We start from the raw sequence: 20213 nt of genomic DNA, 5'->3' as shown, positions 1-20213 counted from the left end.
TTGTACTGTTTAGTTAGCGCCGTTGATTGCTACTTCTGTTATTGGAACTAGAGCTACTATTATTGTTCCCGTTACTATTAGAAGTATTATTACGATTATTATTACTATTATTGTTATTATTGTTACTGTTATTGTTTGATGAGGAAGAAGATAATTTTGGCAGACTTCCTAAAATGGTGTTCCAAGCATTTTGGTAGTCAGAATCACTTCCACCAATAGCAAATTTATAAGTGGTAGTCGGCGCGCCAGCTTGGTTAGCCCAGTAGCTAGTCACCGTTTCTCCGCTTAGATTAATTTCTTTCCCATTGATAGTCACCTTTCCTGGCTTTTGACCAGTTGATTTGAGGACTTGTGATGAAGTGACACTTGAATCGAGTTTGAAACGTTCTGAACCCCAAGCAGAAGGAGCTGCTTGCTGGATGGCATTTACCAGATGAGCCATATATTTTGCATTGCGGTAGTAAGCTCCCTGGGCTAGAGGGCTGTTATCATCATGTCCAACCCAACCTCCAAGGGTTAATCTTGGAGTAGAGACCATTAGCCACATATCCCCTTCTTCATTGGTTGTACCAGTTTTTCCGATCCAGTCAGCACCTGCTAGACTGGAATTGATAGAAGTCAGATCCGTTTGGAAGCTTGTAGTGACTCGAGATGAAAGCACATCTCTTAGCAAACTCTGCATAATGGTTGCAGTAGCTTTAGAGTAAACTTGGATGGGTTTAGCCTGATGTTCATAGAGAACCTCACCACTCGTTTTCTCAATTTTTGAGATCATGTATTTCTTATGATAGGTACCATTGTTAGCTAGCGTTTGGTAGCCATTGGTGTGCTGGGCTACAGTAACTTCAATTCCTCCTCCCATTGGAAGACTTTCAATGCCATATTCTGGGATTTCATAGCCCATTTTTTCCATATAAGAACGGACATCAACCCCTTTTTCACGGAGCATTCTGTAGGTCCAGTAAGCTGGAATGTTCCAAGAATAGTTGAGAGCTTCTTTAAGGTCTATCATGGCTGTTCCAGGACTGTTGACATGCATGATCGGAGTTCCGTTAGAGAAGTTTGTTGGATAGTTAGAGAGGATGCTAGCACTTCCCATAAGCCCTTGGTCGATAGCAATACCGTAGGCCAAGAGTGGCTTGGTAGTGGAGGCAGGGGAACGTTTGGTATCGAAGGCGTGGTTGTTTTGATTGGCCTGATAATCTCGTCCACCTACAAAACCTAAAATCGCCCCAGTTTGATTGTCCATCAAGACATTCCCGACTTCAGGTTGACCCGAGCTATCATTTAGAAGGTATCCGTAGTTTGTTACGGCATTTTGCATAGCAGTATGAATCGTTTTATCGATGGTAGTTGTAATTCGGTAACCACCGTTTTGGATTTCTTTTTCAGCCAATTCTTGATAAGATTTTCGAATAGATTCGTTCTGTAGTTCTTGGTCAGAAACATTGTCCTTTTGCACCAGATAATCATACATAATCTTGGTAGCCTCATCGAGTGCAGTGAAGTAGAGGAAGCCTTTAGAGGTAACGCTAGCATTTTCTGCTGGCAAGAAATCTTGCTTAATGTCATAAGCCTTGTAGGTTTCATAGTCTTCCTGGCTGAGGACTCCTGTTCGATACATATTGTAGAGCACATCTTTTGAGCGCTTAATACCGAGTTTAATATCTTCTTCGCTTTTCATCTCACCAGTAGATTCATAAGGTGAGTAGGAAATAGGGCTTTGTGGTAAACCTGCTAGGAAAGCCGCTTGGGGAATGGTTAGTTTGCTTGCATCCACCCCAAAAATCCCTTTGGCAGCTTGTTGAGCACCTGCGATATTTTGACCTTTATTGTTACGACCAAAAGGAGCAACATTGAGATAGGTTGTTAGGATTTCGTCCTTGCTCATGGCTCTTTCTAAGGCCAAGGCATCCACGATTTCACTGGCTTTACGAGCAAGTGTAGGAGCATCCCCAACTACTTGTTGTTTGATGAGCTGTTGTGTTAGGGTAGATCCTCCACTGGAAGAACCAAGTCCGATGAATTTTCCTAGACTGGCGCGAATAACCGCTTTAGGAACGACACCTTTGTGCTCTGCAAAGTGTTCATCCTCGGTTGCAACGATAGCTTGCTTGAGATTATCTGAAATGGCATCTGATGACACAGATGTGCGAAGTAGATCGCTTTCGATAGCGCTAATCATGGAACCATCTGCATAGCGAATTTCAGAGATGGATGAAATATTATTGACCTGCTTGATCAAATCTTCTGTTTGAGGGACACTAACCTGGTCAAAGAGAGAAACAGCATAACCCAAGGCAACTCCTGTTCCAAGGAGACCGCCAATAAAAGCTAGGATGAAAAGTGTGTTAAAAGTTGCCTTTATACCAAGTAAGATATTGGTCAATAGAGTCCAAATATCGAATGGTGTTTGAGTTTTCTTTTTCTGCTTAGAGTTTTTTCCACTCTTTTTCTTTGCATTCATTTTAGAAGCTGTTAATTTTAGAGGCCGAAGTAAGGCCAGTCCTTTTTGTTTGATTCTTGTTACATGTTTGTTCATAGAATTCCTCACTCTTTATTATTATACCATAAAAGCAATTATTGCAAGAAATTAGGCTTAGAACAGGGCTTTGGATAGGGATTGGAGTTCGAAATTTAGACATTAAAAAAGCCAGATTTAAGCTAAATCTGACTGTTTGACAAATTGTTTATTTTTCTCCTGAAAGTTCTTTTCCTAGATCAATCAAGTAGTCCTTCAAGTGGTCTTTGACTTGTGGATGTTTAAGAGCGTATTCGATGGAAGTCTTCATGAATCCAAACTTATCTCCGACATCGTAACGTGCACCTTTAAACTCACGAGCAAATACTCGTTGAGTTTTGTTGAGTGTATCGATAGCATCTGTTAGCTGGATTTCATTTCCCGCACCAGGTTTTTGATTTTCAAGAATACCGAAAATCTCTGGTGTGAGGAGATAACGGCCAATAATGGCTAGATCACTTGGTGCGTCTTCAGGTGCTGGTTTTTCAACGAAGGTTTCAACGCTGTAAAGTCCATCTTTTCCTTCGCCTTGAGGAGCGATGACTCCGTATGAAGAAACTTCTTCATGTGGGACAGGCATGACGGCGATAGTAGAAGCATGAGTCTTCTCATAATCGTTCATGAGTTGCTTGGTCAGTGGAACAGCCTTGTCATCTGTGATATCCATGAGGTCATCTCCAAGCATAACCACAAAGGGTTCATTCCCGACGAAAGCTTTGGCTTGTAAGACGGCATCTCCAAGTCCACGTGGGTGTGTTTGACGGATGAAGTGAAGGCGCATGCCAGTTGTTTCGTCAACTAGTTTCAAAAGGTCGGTTTTTCCTTTTTCCTTGAGGTTATATTCTAGTTCAAAGTTTGAGTCAAAGTGATCTTCGATAGAACGTTTTGACTTTCCTGTTACCACAAGAATGTCCTCAATTCCAGACTTAAGAGCTTCTTCGACGATGAACTGGATGGTTGGTTTATCCACGATTGGCAACATTTCTTTGGCCAAAGCTTTAGTTGCAGGTAGGAAACGAGTTCCAAGTCCCGCAGCAGGGATAACGGCTTTTCTAACTTTTTGCTTCATGAGCTTCCTTTCTAATGGTGACTAAGACCACTCGTTCTCTGCCTTGAACTCATTGCTCATGAGTTCAGAAACGGCATCCTTAATATTAACATTTTCATAAATGACTTGGTAAATGGCTTGGGTAATAGGCATATAAACTCCCAGTTCTTGTGCTAATTCGTAAGCAGCTTTTGTTGTTGAAATTCCTTCAATGACCATCCCCATATTTGCTTCGATATCTGACAAGGCTTCGCCGCGCCCAAGAGCATCTCCAGCACGCCAGTTACGTGAGTGGACAGAAGTTCCGGTAACGATTAAATCCCCAACTCCAGAAAGACCACTGTAAGTTAATGGATTTGCTCCAAGTTTAACCCCCAGACGAGTAATTTCTGCCAGACCTCGCGTGATAATGGCAGCTTTTGCATTATCACCAAATCCAAGTCCATGAAGGGCACCTGCACCAACAGCGATGATATTTTTAAGAGCACCAGCTGTTTCCACTCCGATAACATCCGTATTGGTATAAAGGCGGAAGTAGTGGTTGCTAAAGAGTTTTTGAACATATTGAGCAGTTTGTAAATTTTTAGAGGCAGCCGTAATCAAGGTGATGTCGCGTACAATCGTTTCTTCCGCATGGCTAGGACCAGATACAACCACAATTTCACTACGCAACTCTTCAGGGATTTCTTCTTCTAGAATGGTTGAAAGGCGTTTGTGGCTATTGGGCTCGAGACCTTTTGAAGCATGCATAATAACCACTTTATGGTCCAAAACAGTAGCTACCTGTTGAGCTACCAATCTTGTCACCTTAGTTGGAACTACGAACAAGACAGCGTCAACGCCCTTCAAGACTTCTGCTAAATCATGGTAGGCAACAATCTTATCGTCTAATACAGTATCCTTAAAATAGCGTTTGTTGGTATGTTGTGTATTGATTTCGTCAATTTGGTCAGGAATATTTCCCCAGATACGCACTTCGTGTCCATTGTCATTTAAAACTTGTGACAGAGCAGTACCCCAAGAACCAGGCCCTAAAACAGCGATGGTTTGTTTGTTCATTTTCCCCTCCTTCTGAGAAAGCACTTTCCTATATTCTACCATAAAAAGCCTTATCTTGCATCTATAGAATTCATTAAGAAATTTTTGTCAGACTATTTATGTATCTGAGAAAGAAATTGAAAAAATGACAGTAGAAGAATAGGGTGTTCATAGGTCAAAACAATAAAATCTCGAAAAGAGAAACAATATTTCCTTTAAAAATGGTATAATAGGAACATCACGAAAATTGGAGAGACGATATGAGTTTTTACAATCATAAAGAAATCGAGCCTAAGTGGCAAAAATACTGGGCTGACAATCACACTTTTAAGACAGGAACAGATGCTTCAAAACCTAAGTTTTATGCGCTTGACATGTTCCCTTACCCATCTGGAGCGGGTCTGCACGTAGGACACCCAGAAGGCTACACAGCGACTGATATCCTTAGCCGTTTTAAACGTGCGCAAGGCTACAACGTCCTTCACCCAATGGGATGGGATGCCTTTGGTTTGCCTGCAGAGCAATATGCTATGGATACAGGGAATGACCCAGCGGAATTCACAGCGGAAAACATTGCCAACTTCAAACGCCAAATCAATGCGCTTGGATTCTCTTACGACTGGGACCGTGAAGTTAACACTACAGATCCAAACTACTACAAGTGGACGCAATGGATTTTCACCAAGCTTTACGAAAAAGGCTTGGCCTATGAAGCGGAAGTGCCAGTAAACTGGGTGGAAGAATTGGGAACAGCCATCGCCAACGAAGAAGTTCTTCCAGATGGGACATCTGAGCGTGGTGGCTATCCAGTTGTCCGCAAACCAATGCGCCAATGGATGCTTAAAATCACGGCCTATGCGGAACGTTTGCTGACTGATTTGGATGAGCTTGACTGGCCAGAGTCTATCAAGGACATGCAACGCAACTGGATTGGGAAATCAACTGGTGCCAATGTCACTTTCAAAGTGAAAGGGACTGATAAGGAATTCACCGTCTTTACGACACGTCCAGATACCCTTTTCGGAGCAACCTTCACTGTTTTGGCGCCTGAGCATGACTTGGTAGATGCTATCACAACACCTGAACAAGCTAAGGCTGTAGCGGACTACAAACACCAAGCCAGCCTCAAATCAGACTTGGCTCGTACAGACCTTGCCAAGGAAAAAACAGGGGTTTGGACTGGTGCTTATGCAATCAACCCTGTCAACGGTAAAGAAATTCCAATCTGGATTGCAGACTACGTTCTTGCTAGCTACGGTACAGGTGCCGTTATGGCCGTACCAGCCCACGACCAACGTGACTGGGAATTTGCTAAACAATTTGACCTACCAATCGTAGAAGTGCTGGAAGGTGGCAACGTAGCAGAAGCTGCTTACACAGAAGATGGCCTTCACGTCAACTCTGACTTCTTGAACGGTCTCAACAAAGAAGATGCTATTGCCAAGATTGTGGCTTGGTTGGAAGAAAAAGGCTGTGGTCAAGAGAAGGTAACTTACCGTCTCCGCGACTGGCTTTTTAGCCGTCAACGTTACTGGGGTGAACCAATCCCAATCATTCATTGGGAAGATGGGACTTCAACAGCTGTTCCTGAAAGTGAATTGCCACTTGTCTTGCCGGTAACCAAAGACATCCGCCCTTCAGGTACTGGTGAAAGCCCATTGGCTAACTTGACAGACTGGCTGGAAGTGACTCGTGAAGATGGCGTCAAAGGTCGTCGTGAAACCAACACCATGCCACAATGGGCAGGTTCAAGCTGGTACTACCTTCGCTATATCGACCCACACAACACAGAGAAATTGGCTGATGAGGACTTCCTCAAACAATGGCTACCAGTAGATATCTACGTGGGTGGTGCAGAACACGCCGTTCTTCACTTACTCTACGCTCGTTTCTGGCATAAATTCCTCTATGATATCGGTGTTGTTCCAACCAAAGAACCATTCCAAAAACTCTTTAACCAAGGAATGATTTTGGGCACAAGTTACCGTGACCACCGTGGTGCTCTTGTGGCAACCGACAAGGTTGAAAAACGTGACGGATCTTTCTTCCATGTAGAAACAGGAGAAGAGTTGGAGCAAGCGCCAGCCAAGATGTCTAAATCCCTCAAGAACGTGGTTAACCCAGATGATGTGGTGGAACAATACGGTGCTGATACTCTGCGTGTTTATGAAATGTTTATGGGACCGCTTGATGCTTCGATTGCTTGGTCAGAAGAAGGTCTAGAAGGAAGCCGTAAGTTCCTCGACCGTGTTTACCGTTTAATCACAAGTAAGGAAATCGTTGCGGAAAACAATGGTGCTCTTGATAAGGTTTATAACGAAACGGTTAAATCTGTCACTGAGCAAATCGAGTCTATGAAGTTCAACACAGCCATTGCCCAACTCATGGTCTTTGTCAACGCTGCTAACAAGGAAGACAAACTCTATGTGGACTACGCCAAAGGCTTTATCCAATTGATAGCCCCATTTGCACCTCACTTGGCAGAAGAACTCTGGCAAACAGTCGCAGCAACAGGTGAGTCAATCTCTTATGTAGCTTGGCCAACATGGGATGAAAGCAAATTGGTTGAAGACGAAGTCGAAATCGTCGTCCAAATCAAAGGTAAAGTCCGTGCTAAACTCATGGTAGCCAAAGACCTTTCACGCGAAGAGTTGCAAGGAGTAGCTCTTGCTAACGAAAAAGTCAAAGCAGAGATCGATGGCAAAGAAATCGTGAAAGTGATTAGTGTACCTAACAAGCTTGTAAATATCGTAACGAAATAAATTTAAAAGTCCTTCAGAGCTAAGTTCTGGAGGATTTTTGTATTGCTATATGCTATAATAGTTCCAACTAAGATAAAAACACAGTTCTGGTTGGTAGTCCAGACGTAGGCAAGCCTATCAGTAACCTTCCTCCTTGGTTGTCCATTCTTAGGGATAGATTTAAGGAGGTGCTGTCGTGGAAACAATTTCAATTGGATTGACAGTTTATTTTGAAGATGGATTTTGGCATGGTTTGTTCGAACAAGCGTATCGAGAATCTTATCAAGTTTGTCGTGTGACATTTGGTCAGGAGCCAAAAGATGATGAAATTCTGAAGATTTTACAGACTCAGTTTCCTCAATTATCTTTTAGTCCAGAAGCTACAGTTAAGCAACATGTAAAAATCAAGAATCCTAAACGATTACAGCGAGCTATGAAGAAACAAGTAAAGCAGAAAGTTTCTTCCAAGTCGAAAGAACTATTGCAGTTGCAGTATGAGGAAAGGAAAAAGATTTCAAAACATCAATCTAGTGTCCAAAATCAATTGCTCAAACAAGAGAAATTCGAACGCAAACAGCAAAAACGTAGAGAGAAGCACAAGGGGCATTAACTCACTCGTTTCCATATTTGATCAATCCTCCATAAACTGGAGGATTTTTTGAATATTATGTGTGAGATGTGATATACTATTCACATCTTTAAACTTATAAGTGTGAGACAAGGAGAAAGCTATGCCAGTAAATGAATACGGTCAGATGATTGGTGAACCTGTAGATGATACACCTGGAGTTTTGCCTTCACTTGTACGGATAGACGGGCGATATACGATTATAGAAGCTCTATCGGTGGAAAAGCATGCGAAAGATTTGTTAGCTGTTTATGGCCCAGATAGCCCTCGTGAGATGTGGACCTATCTTTTTCAACCACCAGTAGAAAATCTTGAAGAATTAATCGTCGCTTTAAAGAAGATGATTGAGCGCAAAGATCGCTTCTATTATACGATTATCGATAAAGTGACTGGAAAGGCGTTGGGGACTTTTTCTCTCATGCGTATTGACCAAGCCAATCGCACCATTGAAGTTGGCGCGGTGACCTTTTCTCCGGCTCTCAAACAGACAAGGATGGGAACAGAGGCTCACTATTTGCTAGCTCGTTATGTATTTGAGGAACTTAACTATCGTCGCTACGAGTGGAAATGCGATGCTCTAAATTTGCCATCAAGACGAGCGGCAGAACGTTTGGTTTTTTTCTATGAAGGAACCTTCCGTCAGGCAGTCATTTATAAGGGGCGTACGAGGGATACAGATTGGCTGTCTATGATTGATAAGGACTGGCCCAAAGTCAAAGCTCGTTTGGAAACATGGTTGGCTCCTAAAAACTTTGATAAAAATGGACGGCAGTACAAGAGCTTGAGAGAGCTTTAAGAGGTGTTGAGATGATTACTATTAAAAAGCAAGAAATTGTCAAGCTAGAGGATGTTTTGCATCTCTATCAGGCAGTTGGTTGGACAAACTATACCAATCAGCCACAGATGCTGGAGAAATCTTTGTTTCATTCATTGGCCATTTATCTAGCGCGTGATGGTGAGGAAATCGTTGGTTTAGTGCGTCTGGTTGGAGACGGTTTTTCATCCGTTTTTGTCCAGGATTTGATCGTTTTGCCTACTTATCAGCGCCAAGGGATTGGCAGTGACTTGATGAAAGAGGCTTTAGGGGATTACAAAAATGCCTATCAAGTCCAACTAGCCACCGAACAGACAGAAAAAACCTTGGGATTCTATCGTTCTCTGGGGTTTGAAACCCTATCTACTTATGATTGTACAGGAATGATTTGGATGGATAGAAAAAAATTACAATAATTCTTTTATCTTAAGTTAATTTTAAGTCTTCTCTTGTATCATGTAGTTATTAAGTAAAGACCTCCTAACTTTATTTAATAAAAAATCCTAAACTTTTCTTTTTCATAATAATCTCCCTAAAGAAGCCACCAAATTCGGTGGCTTTTTCTTGTTTACTTTTAGCAATTTTTATTTAGTGTTTATTATTCTTGAACAAAATTTAAAAAACTAGAAAATCTTAAGCTAACTTTAAGTCTGCTTGCGTATCATGTAATCATTAAGTAAAGACCTCCTAATACTCTTCGAAAATCTCACCATACTTCGTTAGAGTCGACTTACCTTACTATAGTTATGCTTACGTCGCTCTGCTTAGTCTGCTTTCGATTTTCATTGAGTAACCTTTATTTAATGGAAATCCTAAAACTTTTTTCATCATAATCTCCTAATGAAGTCACCCAATTTGGTGGCTTTTTATTTGAAAAAAATTCTCCCTAGTGAGTTACTAAGGAGAGATATGATTAAGATTCTTTTTTGAGTTGTTGGTTTCGATATTGTCTAGGAGTTAGTTGGAAGTGTTGTTTGAATTGTCGATTGAAGTTTGAGAGGTTGGTAAAACCGACCTGACTTGCTATTTCTTGAACACTTTGATTGGTCTGAACGAGCTTTTCACAAGCTTTTTCCAGGCGCAATCGTATGAGATAGTCCATACAGCTTGTCCCGGTGTGTTGTTTGAAAATATTCATAAAGTGATTTTTGCTGTATCCAAATGTTGCAGCAAGCTGATCAATTTGAATGGGGTCTGCATAGTGTTGCTCAAGATAACCTATCATTTCTTTTAATTTCTGGTATTTTTGATAGGTATCATCTGTATAGTGCCGATTGACATACCTGTATTTAAAGAGAAGATAGAGAAATTCGTAGAGTTTAGATTTTAATAGGAGATCGTAATAAATACTCTGTTCTTCAAGGATAGAAAAGATAGTAAAAAGACAACCGCGAATCTGTTCGTAAGCATGGTCATTCGCTGAAACCCGAGGGGTGAGATAAAAATGGCCAGAGTACAGAGGTTGGATATAACGCTGGCTAAAGCTGTCAATTTGACTTCTACCTAAGAAATCTAGATGGATACGAAAAACTGTAGAAATTTGTTCTTGATTTTCAATAGAGTAGATAGCATGAAGAGATGTTGGCTGAATCAGAAAAATATCACCTTCATGACTTTCAAAGCGCTCAGAATTGATATACAAGGTAGCAGTTCCTTTTTTTACATAGATAATCTCGAGTTCGGGATGCCAATGATAAATTGTATCAGCAGATTGCTTAGATAGAATTTGCTTTTCAAAATCATAGGGGAAACCAGATGGGTTATCTCGTAAAAGTCTTGATTGCTGAGCCATGATAAAACCTCCTGATAAGCTATTTCTAGTTTAATTATACCAAAAAAGGTCGGGACAAAAAATCCCGACCTGCTTTAGACTAGCAATGAGTATTTGGCGAGAACGTCTTTCTCTAACCTTTCTTCTTCATATAAAGGAAGTTTAGGAGAAGTCCGACAACTGCTAAAGCGATAGCGACGTAGAATGCGGCGCTGTAATTTCCATTGTTGGCTGTTGCCATTTGAACCGCAACCTTAGGTGCAAAAAATGCAGCTAAAGAATATCCTGTGAAGACGATACCGTAGTTGACACCCTGATTTGCAGGTCCGTAGTTCTCCATGACAATAGATGGGAATACTCCCATAACACCACCGAAGCAGATGCCAAGACCGATGATTCCTAGCGTAAAGCCAAATTGTCCAGGGACGATTGTTAGGGAGAAGAGTGCCAAAACGATGACTGAATAGATAATCAATAGAGTCTGAGAACGCCCAATTTTATCAGAGAGGGATCCCCAGATAAAGCGCCCACTTGAGTTCGCGATTGAATAAAGAGAGACATAGAGTGCTGCTGTTCCCGCAGAGAGTCCAAACATGGATTGACCAATTGGGGATGCTTGAGAGGCAATCATCAAACCAGAGAAAGCACCAACAAAGAACATGCTGATAATAATGTAAAATAGCGGACTTTGTAGCATTTCTTTCCAGTTTTTATTAGCAGGTCTTTGTTTAGTTTGTACGGGAGCTTTCCAACCTGCTGGTTGGTAGCCGCTTGGGGCTGCCTTGATGAAGAAAATTGCAGCGATAATAACAACAATATAGACTAGTCCAATGGTTCGAAATGCAAAGAAGGCATCTTGTTTTTGAATGAGACTGCTTGCAACTGGTGACGCGATAACTGCGGCAAATCCCATACCTCCTGTTAGAATCCCAGAAGCTAGACCACGTTTGTCAGGGAAGAGGCGAAGAGAATTTGAGAGGGCTCCTGAATAGGCAAATCCTTGACCGAGACCGGCCATCAAACCATAGGTAAGATAGAGCATGGCTGGTGAACTAGCATAACCAGTTAGGAAAAAACCGCTAGCAAATAGAAGGGCGCCAAGGGCGATTGTCCATTTTACATATCCCTTATCTACCAGATAACCTCCGAAAATCATGGGGATAGGTCCGATAGCTGAGTTGATTGCAAATGCAAGCATGATTTCGGACATAGACCAACCTGTTGAGGAACTGAGAGGTCCAGCAAAAACGGAGAAGGAATAGACAGCACCTGTACAGAGGAGAATAGCAGTTGATGCAGCTAAAACTTGCCAACGATTGAATGTCTCTTTCATAAGAAGACCCTCCTTTAACTTAATACATATTTTCACAAAGACTATAACATAGTTAAAAATGAGGGTCAATACTTTCTCGTGAAATATTGTTAATTTTTTCACTAACTTATACTAAACTAAGATAAACTGATAGAATAACACAATGTTTTAGGATTGTTGATTTACAAGATAGACCAAAGTTGTATAATGATATTAAATCAAACAAATAAGGGAGGTAGCAAGATGAAATTAGTTGCTATCGTTGGAACAAACTCTGACCGCTCAACCAATCGGAAACTCTTGAAATTTATGCAAAAGCATTTTTCAGATAAAGCCGACATTGAGGTGTTAGAAATCAAACAATTGCCAGCATTTAACGAACCTGAGGACAAGTTAGCACCAACCGAAGTTCAAGCTTTTTCGGAAAAAATCCTTGCTGCAGATGGTGTGATTATCTCAACGCCTGAGTATGACCATACTATACCAGCACCTTTGGCTTCAGCCTTGGAATGGATTGCCTATACTAGTCGCGCTTTGATTAATAAACCTACGATGATTGTCGGAGCTTCACTTGGGTTGCTTGGAACATCTAGGGCTCAAGCGCACTTGCGCCAGATTCTTGATGCGCCTGAACTGAAAGCAAGAGTCATGCCAGGGACAGAATTTTTCCTAGGCCATTCTGAACAAGTGTTGGATGATGACTATCATTTGAACAATCCTGAAAAAGTCGCTGAGTTGGAAGAACATTTTGCAGAGTTCCAGAATTTTGTTGAACTAACACAAGCCTTAGTTAGACCAGAAGATACAAACCGTAAGAAATCTTTCATCTGGGAAGAATGGTTGAAAGCATAAGCATTTAAAGAAAGGAGAACAATCCATGAAATTAGTAGCTATTGTTGGTACCAATGCCAAACAATCTTATAACCGTAGTTTGTTGCAATTTATGCAAAGACATTTTGCAACCAAAGCGGATATTGAGATTTTAGAAATTACCGATGTACCGATGTTCAATGAAACCGATGATCAAACAGATACACCTGTTATTCAGAAGTTTAACCAAGCGATTTCGGAAGCAGACGGTGTGATTATTTCGACACCTGAGCACAATCATACAATTCCATCAAGTTTAAATAGTTTGCTCGAGTGGTTGTCTTTTAACATTCATCCACTAGATGGGAAGCCAACCATGATTGTCGGAGCGTCCTATGATGTTCAAGGTTCTTCGCGTGCCCAGCTTCATCTTCGTCAGATTCTTGATGCACCTGGGGTAAACGCAGCAGTTATGCCAGGAAGTGAATTTTTACTTGGTCGAGCTCATCGAGCATTTGACGCAAATGGGGATTTGGTTGATGAGCGAACCGTCGATTTCTTAGATAGCTGTTTCTATCGTTTCCTTCGCTTTGTGTCCGTTGCAAACCAACTAAATCTTCCTGAAGAAATTCGCTTTGAGCCAGGAACTTATCACGTTACAACTGAAGGACATAATGGTAAATTACCAATGGATGTCACAGTTTCTGAAGACCGTATTGAAAAAATTGAAATCGATTCTTCTGGAGAATCTTCAGGAATCGCAGATGTTGTCTTCACTCGTATTCCAGCAGAAATCATTGAAGGGCAAACCTTAAATGTTGATGCGGTCTCAGGAGCTTCTGTGACTTCAAATGGTGTCTTAGATGGGGTTGCGCGTGCGGTCAAACAAGCGGGTGCAAATCCAGATGTTTTACGCAAACGTTCCAAAGCTCCATCCGCCTTGGATAAAGAAGATAAAACTTATCAGGCAGACGTGGTCATTGTCGGAGGTGGAGGAGCTGGTTTAGCTGCAGCTGCAGCAGTCTTACAAGCTGGTAAGAAGCCAATTGTCGTGGAGAAATTCCCAGCAATTGGAGGAAATACTGTTCGTGCAGGTGGTCCAATGAATGCACCAGACCCAGCATGGCAAGGAACCTTCGCAGCTCATCCAGGTGAGGCAAATACTCTTCAAGAATTGATTGCAACAGATGAATCAACGATTGCCCCAGAATATTTAGAGGACTTTAGAGCCTTGAAAACTGAGGTTGAACAGTATTTGCAGGACCCAAGCTATTTGTTTGATTCTACCTTACTTTATCGTATCCAAACCTATATCGGTGGGAAACGAAAAGATTTACAAGGACATGAAATTTATGGCCAATATGATTTGGTTTCTGTATTAACCGAACGTGCCCTAGAGTCTGTTCGCTGGTTAGAAGACATCGGTGTTGAATTCGTACGTAACGAAGTAACAATGCCAGTTGGAGCTCTTTGGCGTCGTGGTCATAAGCCAGTTCAGCCACTGGGTTATGCCTTTATCTCGGTTTTACAAAAATATGTTCTAGAGAATGGAGGCACAATTTTGACTGACTCCCCAGTTAAAGAATTGCTTGTAGAAGAAGGAGCCGTCAAGGGTGTCAGAGCAGAAGGTCGAAACGGTCAAACAATCATCGTTCATGCAGATGCCGTTGTTCTAGCTTCTGGAGGATTTGGTGCCAATACCAAGATGTTACAAAAATACAATACCTACTGGACTGAAATTGCGGATGATATCGCCACATCTAATACACCAGCCGTAACAGGGGATGGAATCGTCTTGGGTCAAAGTGTAGGTGCAGATCTAGTAGGTATGGGCTTTAGCCAAATGATGCCAGTATCCGATCCAGTGACAGGGGCCCTCTTCTCAGGACTTCAAGTTCCTCCAGCTAACTTCATCATGGTTAATACTGAAGGGAAGCGATTTGTGGATGAGTACGGTAGCCGAGATAAGTTATCTCAAGCAGCGATTGACAATGGGGGCTTGTTCTACTTGATTGCAGATGACCGCATCAAGGCAACAGCCTATAACACTAGCCAAGAAAAAATCGATGCTCAAGTCAAAGCAGGAACTCTCTATCGTGCAGATACGATAGAAGAATTGGCAGTTCAGATTGGTATTGATCCACAAGTCTTATCAGATACAATCAAGAAGTACAACTCCTATGTTGATGCAGGATTTGACCCTGAATTTAATAAAGGTAGTTTTGATCTCAAGTGTGAGGTCGCACCATTTTATGCAACACCAAGAAAACCAGCTGTTCACCATACAATGGGTGGACTCAAGATCGATACTTCAACACATGTTTTAAATGAAAAAGGTCAGATTATCCCTGGTTTGTATGCTGCTGGAGAAGTCGCAGGAGGACTCCATGCAGGTAACCGTCTAGGAGGAAATTCGCTTACGGACATCTTTACTTTTGGACGTATTGCAGGTCAAACAGCTGTTCAAGAAAATTGTTAGTAATGGATTTAAAATCTTAAGCTAACTTTAAGTCTTGTCCTGTATCATATAGTTATTAAGTAAAGACCTCCTAACTTTATTTAATAAAAATTCCTAAACTTTTCTTTTTCATAATAATCTCCCTTAACTCCACCGGAACTGGTGGAGTTTTTTGGCTCTATTTCAGGCTTTTTGGGACTATTCTAAAAATAATTTTTCGATATTTTTTGGTATTTTTCGGATTTTGGTCGGGGAATTGGCGGGGACTTTTTGAGATTTTGGCGGGGATTTTTTTAGCGAATATGACTAAGAAATTGGTCTGTCGTCGCTTCAGCGAGTTCATCCTCAATCTGATTATAACGATCTGCCATATAAATATTTGTATAAGTTAGCGCCTGGCTTAATTGTTCAATTGGGCTTCCTGCAATGATGATTTGAGTTGTGAAGAAGTGGCGCATAGTACGAGGTGAGACATGTGGTATTGTCGCTTCGTTTGTTAGATTTTAATTTCTGTTTGACTTACTTAGGTTGACGAGTGTCTCTTTGTTATTGAAGTTGATATAAGTTATAACTTTAGCTTGATCGTGAAAGTCTTATTGGATAGGGGCTATTAAGCAAGCGAATGGACAAGGGAGTAAAACTTTGAAAAAATTTGTGAACTATGGGATAATAAAAAGGAGTTGAGTACTAGTTCTCTATATTATAGGCTAGAAAAGACCCCAAGCTCACGTCCAAATAAGCTAGGGGTCTTTTTTGACACTATTTATCCTTGTTTAGCCATTTATCGACTAAGCGAAGAACGACACCGACCACAATTGGTCCGATGATAGTTTTGAGTACTAGTTCCATCATGGACTATTTCATCTCCTTTCGTAGGCGGTGTAGCAGTGCCGTACAACATCAGTGCTAAAGTCGGGAGTCACCCAATTCGGTGGCTTTTTTGTTTGTAGGCGGGATTTTTGCTATAATAGAAACATGAGTAGAATTTTAGATAATGAAATCCTGGGTGATGAGGAGTTGGTAGAACGTACCCTTCGTCCCCAATATTTACGTGAATATATCGGTCAGGACAAGGTCAAAGATCAGCTTCAAATCTTTATCGAAGCAGCAAAAATGCGTGATGAGGCGCTGGACCATGTTCTTTTGTTTGGCCCTCCAGGTCTCGGGAAAACAACTATGGCTTTTGTCATTGCCAATGAACTGGGAGTCAATCTCAAACAAACGTCAGGTCCTGTTATCGAAAAAGCCGGTGATCTGGTAGCGATTTTGAATGACTTAGAGCCAGGCGATGTGCTCTTTATTGATGAGATTCATCGCTTGCCCATGTCGGTGGAAGAGGTGCTTTACAGTGCTATGGAAGACTTCTACATCGATATCATGATTGGTGCGGGGGAAGGTAGTCGCAGTGTCCATCTAGAATTACCACCTTTTACCTTAATTGGTGCGACGACACGAGCAGGAATGCTGTCAAATCCACTTCGTGCGCGTTTTGGGATTACTGGTCACATGGAGTATTATGCCCATGATGACTTGACAGAGATTGTCGAGCGGACGGCAGATATCTTTGAGATGGAAATTACACATAAAGCTGCTTCGGAATTAGCTTTACGTAGCCGTGGAACTCCTCGTATTGCCAATCGTCTCCTCAAGCGCGTGCGCGACTTTGCACAGATTATGGGCGATGGCTTGATTGACGATGTGATTACGGACAAGGCCTTGACTATGCTGGATGTAGACCATGAAGGCTTGGACTATGTGGACCAGAAAATCCTTCGCACCATGATTGAGATGTACGGTGGTGGTCCTGTCGGTCTAGGTACTCTTTCGGTTAATATTGCGGAAGAGCGTGAGACGGTAGAGGATATGTATGAACCTTACCTGATCCAGAAAGGCTTTATCATGCGAACTCGTTCAGGACGGGTGGCGACGGCCAAGGCTTATGAGCATTTGGGGTATGAATACATTGAAAAATAAGGCTGAAATTTTAGACTCTTTCAGAGAAAATCCTGACATGATGGCTATTCTGACTATCATCCGTGATTTGGAGTTGAAAGATTCCTGGTTAGCAGCTGGTTCGGTTCGAAATTTTATCTGGAATCTCTTATCAGACAAGCCAGCCTTTGACTGTGAAACGGATGTGGATGTGATTTTCTTTGACCCAGACGTGAGTTACGAAGAAACGCTGGCTATAGAAAGTAAGTTGAGAGAGGATTTTCCCCAGTATCAATGGGAGCTGAAGAATCAAGTATATATGCATCAGCATAGTCCCCATACGCCTCCCTATGTGAATTCCTGTGATGCCATGAGTAAATATCCTGAACGTTGTACGGCGATAGGTCTTCGCTTGAATGTTGACGCAACTTTAGAGCTCTTTGCCCCTTATGGTTTGGAGGATATTTTGAATTTTCAAGTCTGTCCGACTCCTCATTTCTTAGAAAATGAAGACCGGATGAAGCTCTATCAACAGCGTTTATCTAAGAAAAACTGGCAAGAAAAATGGAAAAATCTCATATTTAAAATAACTTAAGGAAACTTTAAGTTAGGAGTTGTATACTTATCTCATAAGTTAAGAAGAACTTAACTTTAACTCCTAAAAATTTTTCATAATAATCTCCCTATAAAATAAAGTCGCCCAATCAGGCGGCTTATTTTTTGTTCTAATACTCAAGGAAAATCAAAAAGCAAACTAGGAAGCTAGCCGTAGGTTGCTCAAAACACTGTTTTGAGGTTATAAATGGAAGCTGACGTGATTTGAAGAGATTTTCGAAGAGTATAAATCTATGCTTGTTCATGGTATAATAGTGCTATGAGATTAGATAAATATTTGGTTGCCTGCGCCGTAGGAAGTCGGACAGAGGTTAAAAACTTTCTAAAGGCTGGGCGCGTGACGGTCAATGGTAAAAAGGAAAAATCTGCCAAGCTACAAATCAATGAAGAGACAGACGAGATTTGTTTTGACGGGCAAAAGCTAGACTACGAGGAGTTTGTTTACTATATGATGAACAAGCCCCAGGGTGTTATTTCAGCAACTGAAGATCCTAAACATAAGACTGTTTTGGATTTGTTGGATGACTTAGCTCGTTCAAAGGAAGTTTTCCCAGTAGGGCGTTTGGATATCGATACGCATGGACTCTTGCTCTTGACCAATGATGGCCAGTTGGCTCATGCTCTTCTTTCACCAAAACGCCATGTGGATAAGACTTATCTGGCGCAAGTCGATGGAATCATGACGGATGAAGACATTGAGACATTTGCCAAGGGCATTCCGCTCAAGGACTTTACCTGTCAGCCTGCTAGACTGGAGCTTGTGTCCATAGATCCAGAAAAGAATCAAAGCCAAATCCGTGTGACTATTGCAGAAGGGAAATTCCATCAGGTTAAACGCATGGTTGCCTACTGTGGCAAGGAAGTGGTGAACTTGAAACGTTTGACCATGGGAACTTTGACCTTAGATGAAAATCTAAAGCGTGGGGAATGGCGTCGCTTGACCAAAGAGGAATTAGAAGGCTTGCTCGAAAGTGTTAGGTAAACTGTGTAATCGTTGAAAAAGGTGAGGAAAATATCCTTGGCTTTTTCAGTTTTTGGTTGCTTCCTTTGTGAAAAGAGTTATAATAGACTGTAGAATAAAAGGAGGATTTTATGAACGCGATTCAAGAATCATTTACAGATAAATTATTTGCCAACTATGAAGCAAATGTCAAATACCAAGCTATCGAAAATGCTGCTAGCCACAATGGAATCTTTGCAGCCCTTGAGCGTCGTCAAAGCCATGTAGACAACACACCTGTTTTCTCACTTGATTTGACAAAGGACAAGGTTACTAACCAGAAAGCATCTGGTCGTTGCTGGATGTTTGCGGCCCTCAATACCTTCCGTCACAAACTCATCACTCAATACAAACTTGAAAACTTTGAATTGTCACAAGCCCACACCTTCTTCTGGGACAAGTATGAAAAATCAAACTGGTTCTTGGAGCAAGTCATTGCGACTGCAGACCAAGAATTGACAAGCCGCAAGGTTAGCTTCCTACTCCAAACTCCACAACAAGATGGTGGTCAATGGGATATGGTTGTGGCTCTCTTTGAGAAATATGGTGTCGTTCCTAAGTCTGTTTATCCAGAGTCTGTTTCATCTAGCAGCAGTCGTGAGCTCAATGCAATCCTTAACAAATTGCTTCGTCAAGATGCTCAAATCTTGCGTGACCTATTAGCTTCAGGTGCGGATCAAACGACTGTTCAGGCTAAGAAAGAAGACCTCTTGCAAGAAATCTTTAACTTCCTTGCCATGTCACTAGGTCTCCCACCACGTCAGTTTGACTTTGCTTATCGTGATAAAGATAATAACTACCAAAGCGAAAAAGGCATTACTCCACAAGAGTTTTACAAGAAATATGTCGCTCTTCCATTAGAAGACTATGTTTCTGTGATCAATGCTCCAACTGCTGATAAACCTTACGGTCAATCTTATACAGTTGAGATGTTGGGAAATGTCGTTGGTAGCCGTGCAGTTCGTTACATTAACGTACCGATGGAACGCTTGAAAGAATTGGCGATTGCCCAAATGCAAACAGGAGAAACTGTTTGGTTTGGTTCAGATGTCGGCCAGCTCAGCAACCGTAAAGCAGGAATCCTTGCGACAGATGTCTATGATTTTGAATCAAGCATGGATATCCAACTCACTCAAGACAAGGCTGGACGTTTGGACTACAGCGAAAGCTTAATGACCCACGCTATGGTCTTGACAGGTGTTGATTTGGACGAAAACGGTAAATCAGTCAAGTGGAAAGTTGAAAACTCTTGGGGAGACAAGGTCGGTACAGATGGATACTTTGTTGCCTCAGACGCTTGGATGGATGAATACACTTACCAAATCGTTGTTCGTAAGGAATTACTAACAGAAGAAGAACAAGCTGCCTATGAAGCAGAACCAATCGTCCTTGCACCATGGGATCCAATGGGTGCCTTGGCAGAATAAATGAGATATAAAAAGAATGGTTCTATAATTTTTAGGGTTGATGGAAATTTTCCACCAACCCTATTTTAGTGTATACAAAAAGGCCAACATCCATTATA

The 20213-nt window shown here is 41.6% G+C and carries 17 protein-coding genes; 10 read left to right on the top strand and 7 right to left on the bottom strand.

Annotation, left to right across the window (positions count from 1 at the left end; all coding sequences use genetic code 11):
* Positions 1 to 13: 13 nt before the first annotated feature.
* The 3 genes from pbp1b to AB2B50_RS04085 all read right to left on the bottom strand — a co-directional run bounded on the left by pbp1b (position 14) and on the right by AB2B50_RS04085 (position 4628).
* The gene (gene pbp1b / locus AB2B50_RS04095; RefSeq protein ID WP_320692590.1) at positions 14 to 2542 is read right to left on the bottom strand and encodes a penicillin-binding protein PBP1B; all 2529 of its coding nucleotides are present in this window, start codon (positions 2540 to 2542) and stop codon (positions 14 to 16) included.
* A 148-nt stretch (positions 2543 to 2690) separates the two neighbouring features.
* Positions 2691 to 3590, bottom strand: a complete 900-nt coding sequence (galU, locus tag AB2B50_RS04090) for a UTP--glucose-1-phosphate uridylyltransferase GalU (protein ID WP_320692589.1) — start codon at positions 3588 to 3590, stop codon at positions 2691 to 2693.
* A 21-nt stretch (positions 3591 to 3611) separates the two neighbouring features.
* Positions 3612 to 4628, bottom strand: coding sequence for an NAD(P)H-dependent glycerol-3-phosphate dehydrogenase (locus AB2B50_RS04085; protein ID WP_320692588.1), 1017 nt, complete (start codon positions 4626 to 4628; stop codon positions 3612 to 3614).
* A gap of 239 nt (positions 4629 to 4867) precedes the next feature.
* Between AB2B50_RS04085 and leuS the strand changes: the two genes are divergently transcribed.
* From leuS to AB2B50_RS04065, 4 genes are all read left to right on the top strand, one after another.
* Positions 4868 to 7369: a leucine--tRNA ligase gene (gene leuS, locus AB2B50_RS04080; protein WP_320692587.1), complete on the top strand. Its 2502-nt coding sequence runs from the start codon at positions 4868 to 4870 to the stop codon at positions 7367 to 7369.
* A 175-nt stretch (positions 7370 to 7544) separates the two neighbouring features.
* Positions 7545 to 7958 carry a YjdF family protein gene (locus AB2B50_RS04075; RefSeq protein ID WP_320692586.1) on the top strand — a complete coding sequence of 138 codons (414 nt, stop codon included), beginning with the start codon at positions 7545 to 7547 and terminating at the stop codon, positions 7956 to 7958.
* Positions 7959 to 8079: 121 nt separating this feature from the next.
* Entirely contained in the window at positions 8080 to 8772 is a 693-nt protein-coding gene (locus tag AB2B50_RS04070) for a GNAT family N-acetyltransferase (RefSeq protein WP_320692585.1), read from the top strand.
* An 11-nt stretch (positions 8773 to 8783) separates the two neighbouring features.
* Positions 8784 to 9206, top strand: coding sequence for a GNAT family N-acetyltransferase (locus AB2B50_RS04065; protein ID WP_320692584.1), 423 nt, complete (start codon positions 8784 to 8786; stop codon positions 9204 to 9206).
* A gap of 497 nt (positions 9207 to 9703) precedes the next feature.
* Here AB2B50_RS04065 and AB2B50_RS04060 read toward each other — a convergent pair whose 3' ends face one another.
* Both AB2B50_RS04060 and AB2B50_RS04055 read right to left on the bottom strand, forming a co-directional pair.
* Entirely contained in the window at positions 9704 to 10582 is an 879-nt protein-coding gene (locus AB2B50_RS04060; protein WP_320692583.1) for an AraC family transcriptional regulator, read from the bottom strand.
* Between the two features lie 112 nt (positions 10583 to 10694).
* On the bottom strand, positions 10695 to 11894 hold the full coding sequence (locus AB2B50_RS04055; RefSeq protein ID WP_320692582.1) for an L-lactate MFS transporter: 1200 nt from the start codon (positions 11892 to 11894) through the stop codon (positions 10695 to 10697).
* A 222-nt stretch (positions 11895 to 12116) separates the two neighbouring features.
* On the opposite strand from AB2B50_RS04055, the gene AB2B50_RS04050 reads away from it, so the two are divergent.
* Both AB2B50_RS04050 and AB2B50_RS04045 read left to right on the top strand, forming a co-directional pair.
* Complete coding sequence (locus tag AB2B50_RS04050; protein WP_320692581.1) at positions 12117 to 12725, top strand: NADPH-dependent FMN reductase; 609 nt, start codon at positions 12117 to 12119, stop codon at positions 12723 to 12725.
* A gap of 25 nt (positions 12726 to 12750) precedes the next feature.
* Positions 12751 to 15162: a flavocytochrome c gene (locus AB2B50_RS04045; RefSeq protein WP_320692580.1), complete on the top strand. Its 2412-nt coding sequence runs from the start codon at positions 12751 to 12753 to the stop codon at positions 15160 to 15162.
* A gap of 272 nt (positions 15163 to 15434) precedes the next feature.
* On the opposite strand, the gene AB2B50_RS04040 is transcribed toward AB2B50_RS04045, so the two are convergent.
* Together AB2B50_RS04040 and AB2B50_RS04035 are read right to left on the bottom strand one after the other, a co-directional pair.
* A complete protein-coding gene (locus AB2B50_RS04040) occupies positions 15435 to 15599 on the bottom strand; it encodes a site-specific integrase (RefSeq protein WP_414168232.1) in 165 nt (54 codons plus the stop codon).
* A 301-nt stretch (positions 15600 to 15900) separates the two neighbouring features.
* Positions 15901 to 15993 (bottom strand): type I toxin-antitoxin system Fst family toxin, encoded by a 93-nt coding sequence (locus AB2B50_RS04035; protein WP_000970382.1) that lies wholly within the window; start codon positions 15991 to 15993, stop codon positions 15901 to 15903.
* A gap of 123 nt (positions 15994 to 16116) precedes the next feature.
* Here AB2B50_RS04035 and ruvB point away from each other — a divergent pair, with 123 nt between their 5' ends.
* The 4 genes from ruvB (at position 16117) to pepC (ending at position 20115) form a co-directional block, all read left to right on the top strand.
* Positions 16117 to 17115 carry a Holliday junction branch migration DNA helicase RuvB gene (ruvB, locus tag AB2B50_RS04030; RefSeq protein WP_320692579.1) on the top strand — a complete coding sequence of 333 codons (999 nt, stop codon included), beginning with the start codon at positions 16117 to 16119 and terminating at the stop codon, positions 17113 to 17115.
* On the top strand, positions 17096 to 17668 hold the full coding sequence (locus AB2B50_RS04025; RefSeq protein WP_320692578.1) for a nucleotidyltransferase family protein: 573 nt from the start codon (positions 17096 to 17098) through the stop codon (positions 17666 to 17668). The genes ruvB and AB2B50_RS04025 overlap by 20 nt, the downstream gene beginning before the upstream one ends.
* 279 nt (positions 17669 to 17947) lie before the next feature.
* Positions 17948 to 18670, top strand: coding sequence for a pseudouridine synthase (locus AB2B50_RS04020; protein ID WP_320692577.1), 723 nt, complete (start codon positions 17948 to 17950; stop codon positions 18668 to 18670).
* 110 nt (positions 18671 to 18780) lie between these two features.
* Positions 18781 to 20115, top strand: coding sequence for an aminopeptidase C (gene pepC / locus AB2B50_RS04015; RefSeq protein WP_060955177.1), 1335 nt, complete (start codon positions 18781 to 18783; stop codon positions 20113 to 20115).
* Positions 20116 to 20213: the final 98 nt, after the last annotated feature.

Source organism: Streptococcus fermentans (assembly GCF_040888305.1).
Lineage (GTDB): Bacteria > Bacillota > Bacilli > Lactobacillales > Streptococcaceae > Streptococcus > Streptococcus fermentans.
The sequence above is the reverse complement of the archived record's forward strand: the minus strand, read 5'-3'. Positions and strand labels throughout refer to the sequence as shown.

Coding starts and splice junctions, on each gene's coding strand:
- AB2B50_RS04020 (WP_320692577.1), top strand. CDS start 17,948: ATGAGATTAGATAAATATTTGGTTGCCTGCGCCGTAGGAAGTCGGACA.
- pbp1b (WP_320692590.1), bottom strand. CDS start 2,542: ATGAACAAACATGTAACAAGAATCAAACAAAAAGGACTGGCCTTACTT.
- AB2B50_RS04070 (WP_320692585.1), top strand. CDS start 8,080: ATGCCAGTAAATGAATACGGTCAGATGATTGGTGAACCTGTAGATGAT.
- AB2B50_RS04040 (WP_414168232.1), bottom strand. CDS start 15,599: ATGCGCCACTTCTTCACAACTCAAATCATCATTGCAGGAAGCCCAATT.
- AB2B50_RS04025 (WP_320692578.1), top strand. CDS start 17,096: ATGAATACATTGAAAAATAAGGCTGAAATTTTAGACTCTTTCAGAGAA.
- galU (WP_320692589.1), bottom strand. CDS start 3,590: ATGAAGCAAAAAGTTAGAAAAGCCGTTATCCCTGCTGCGGGACTTGGA.
- AB2B50_RS04065 (WP_320692584.1), top strand. CDS start 8,784: ATGATTACTATTAAAAAGCAAGAAATTGTCAAGCTAGAGGATGTTTTG.
- leuS (WP_320692587.1), top strand. CDS start 4,868: ATGAGTTTTTACAATCATAAAGAAATCGAGCCTAAGTGGCAAAAATAC.
- AB2B50_RS04050 (WP_320692581.1), top strand. CDS start 12,117: ATGAAATTAGTTGCTATCGTTGGAACAAACTCTGACCGCTCAACCAAT.
- AB2B50_RS04045 (WP_320692580.1), top strand. CDS start 12,751: ATGAAATTAGTAGCTATTGTTGGTACCAATGCCAAACAATCTTATAAC.
- pepC (WP_060955177.1), top strand. CDS start 18,781: ATGAACGCGATTCAAGAATCATTTACAGATAAATTATTTGCCAACTAT.
- AB2B50_RS04035 (WP_000970382.1), bottom strand. CDS start 15,993: ATGATGGAACTAGTACTCAAAACTATCATCGGACCAATTGTGGTCGGT.
- ruvB (WP_320692579.1), top strand. CDS start 16,117: ATGAGTAGAATTTTAGATAATGAAATCCTGGGTGATGAGGAGTTGGTA.
- AB2B50_RS04060 (WP_320692583.1), bottom strand. CDS start 10,582: ATGGCTCAGCAATCAAGACTTTTACGAGATAACCCATCTGGTTTCCCC.
- AB2B50_RS04055 (WP_320692582.1), bottom strand. CDS start 11,894: ATGAAAGAGACATTCAATCGTTGGCAAGTTTTAGCTGCATCAACTGCT.
- AB2B50_RS04085 (WP_320692588.1), bottom strand. CDS start 4,628: ATGAACAAACAAACCATCGCTGTTTTAGGGCCTGGTTCTTGGGGTACT.